1 protein-coding gene is annotated in these 2,107 nt (G+C 38.7%); it reads left to right on the top strand.

All coding sequences use genetic code 11. The features are described 5' to 3' along the window. Window positions 1-524 precede the first annotated feature (524 nt). On the top strand, window positions 525-1,829 hold the full coding sequence (locus ABYK33_RS15570; RefSeq protein WP_373034237.1) for a hypothetical protein: 1,305 nt from the start codon (window positions 525-527) through the stop codon (window positions 1,827-1,829). The last annotated feature ends 278 nt before the right edge of the window (window positions 1,830-2,107 follow it).

Raw genomic sequence — 2,107 nt, forward strand, 5'->3', positions numbered from 1 at the left:
ACAGCATCCTGCGCATGACCCAGGTGGTGCTGGAGATGGAAAAAGAAAAGAAGGATTAACGCAAAGAACGCGAAGGCGCAAAGGAATGCGTACACCATTCATAATGAGGGACAGGCGTACTATTTGGTCCGCTTGCGGCCACTAGCGGTCCTAACGAATAATAAAGAAGCACTTCCGCTATCAATCCCATATCGAACATTCCACCCACGAAGTTGTGCTTCTAGGGAGCAATCTATTTACCATGCCAGTAGTGCGGTTATAATGGAGGCATAAGTAAATCGGGGTCCCGATTTGCCTATTTAACTAATGAGACAGGGGTTTGTGCATTAATAATAGAAACAAGAAATTAGTTCGCGGCATTAGAGAACAAGTATATAGCTATACGTACCCGAAGGGGTCCGTATAGAAACTGTAATGTGTAATCGAGGAATACTTTAACTGGTTATATGAAAAAATGTATTACTGAGTATTATGTGGTTCTTAATAAAGCTGTCGAAATTAAGTTTGAATTCGACGGTAGCATTGTGCAAACAACAGAACGAATAGATGATGAGACTATAAATGACTTTGGTTTTATTAAGATATCTATTCCTTGTGATTTAAAAGAATACGAATCAATATCTGATGCTCCTGTTTTTACAAGATCAAAGTATTTGGTATTGCTTGGGATAATATCTTTTGTCATTGACGACCCTGTTGATGTATTCGGCCCTAAAACGAATAAGTACATTTTTAATGAGGGAGGCATATGGAGCCACGAAGATATTGAAAATAGCCTAGTAATTGACAAAGTTGATAGCACAGGGCTTCTTAGCGAAATCATAACTAAACTCAAAGAAATAAGCCCACATAATAAGACTTTGATTTTTTCATTGTTAGATCGATGGAGAAAGGCCAGATACATGGAAAAAGATTCGGAAGAAAGTCTTATATATACGGATGAGGCCACGCTATCATACTTTCACGTCTTAGAACTACTAGGTGACTTATATTCGAAGAAAATATCTGAAAAATCAAAAGAATTAATAAAGGAGTTCACTAGCAAATACAATTCAGAAATTCTATCTCTCTCGGGTCAGTCACTGGAAAACGAAAACAACGCAAAATTGAAGCTTGTGTCGAGTATTCTTTCTAAAGATATTTCTGTTGCGTCAAAGATCATGTACTTCTTAAAAGAGTTAGGGTTGTATAGCAATCAAACGGCGTTCTGGATAAAAACCCTCGTAGAGGCTAGGAATAGCGTTGCTCACGGTCGACGTGTATTTTATGACAAATCAATATTCCCTGTTCAGCCATTTTTCCCACTCGTGTCAAATAGCATATATCCAATGCAATTTCTTAGGGTTTTGGCCGCAAATGTGATCTCTAAATATTTGGGGGTTTCACTGTATAGCAATGAATGGAATATAATTAATGTATACCTTATAAAAGACGACCACGTGACTAAAGAATACTTGAAAAGGGGTGCCTTCGAGAGCATTGAAGAGATCGACACGAATGAAATAGCTATAATCAGAGGTGGACTAAACTCATTTATTTTAAACAAAAAGATATCGCCATCTAGTTGCTTTAAGTTTTATGAGTTTTATTTGTCGACTGAGATTGATAACGAAGAATTTCTTTACACCAACATTCACGCAATAGTCATACTTTATGAAAGTACAAAAGAACCTGGATTGAATGCACTATTAGAGAAGGCGATAATAAATACTCATAAACTTGAATGTAATATTGATGAAAAATTCCGTGATACCATGTATTTTCTTGATTTTCACGGTTTTGAAACTCCGAAATTAGAGTTACTCATTGAGTCCGGCGATATTAGATAAATGCACCGTTATAACAATGCGCTCGTTCGGACGCAAACTACGCTGTGATCTGGCACCACTTTAGTGGACGCTCTCGATGGTGTTCTGCTGTGCGGTGATTAGCGGACGCTGTCATAGCTAATCCATAACGTCAGCAATGGTCGCATAGCTGACTACATAATTAGAGTTCTGCGCGTCTGCGACAGCTATGTATGCCTGCGCTTAGTATGTGCAGTGGGTGTGGCCTCCCACGGATTATCAGGCCAAGGGTGTTTAGGGTAGCGTCCTTTCAACTCACG

This window comes from Sulfurovum sp. (assembly GCF_041562805.1).
Taxonomy (GTDB): domain Bacteria; phylum Campylobacterota; class Campylobacteria; order Campylobacterales; family Sulfurovaceae; genus Sulfurovum.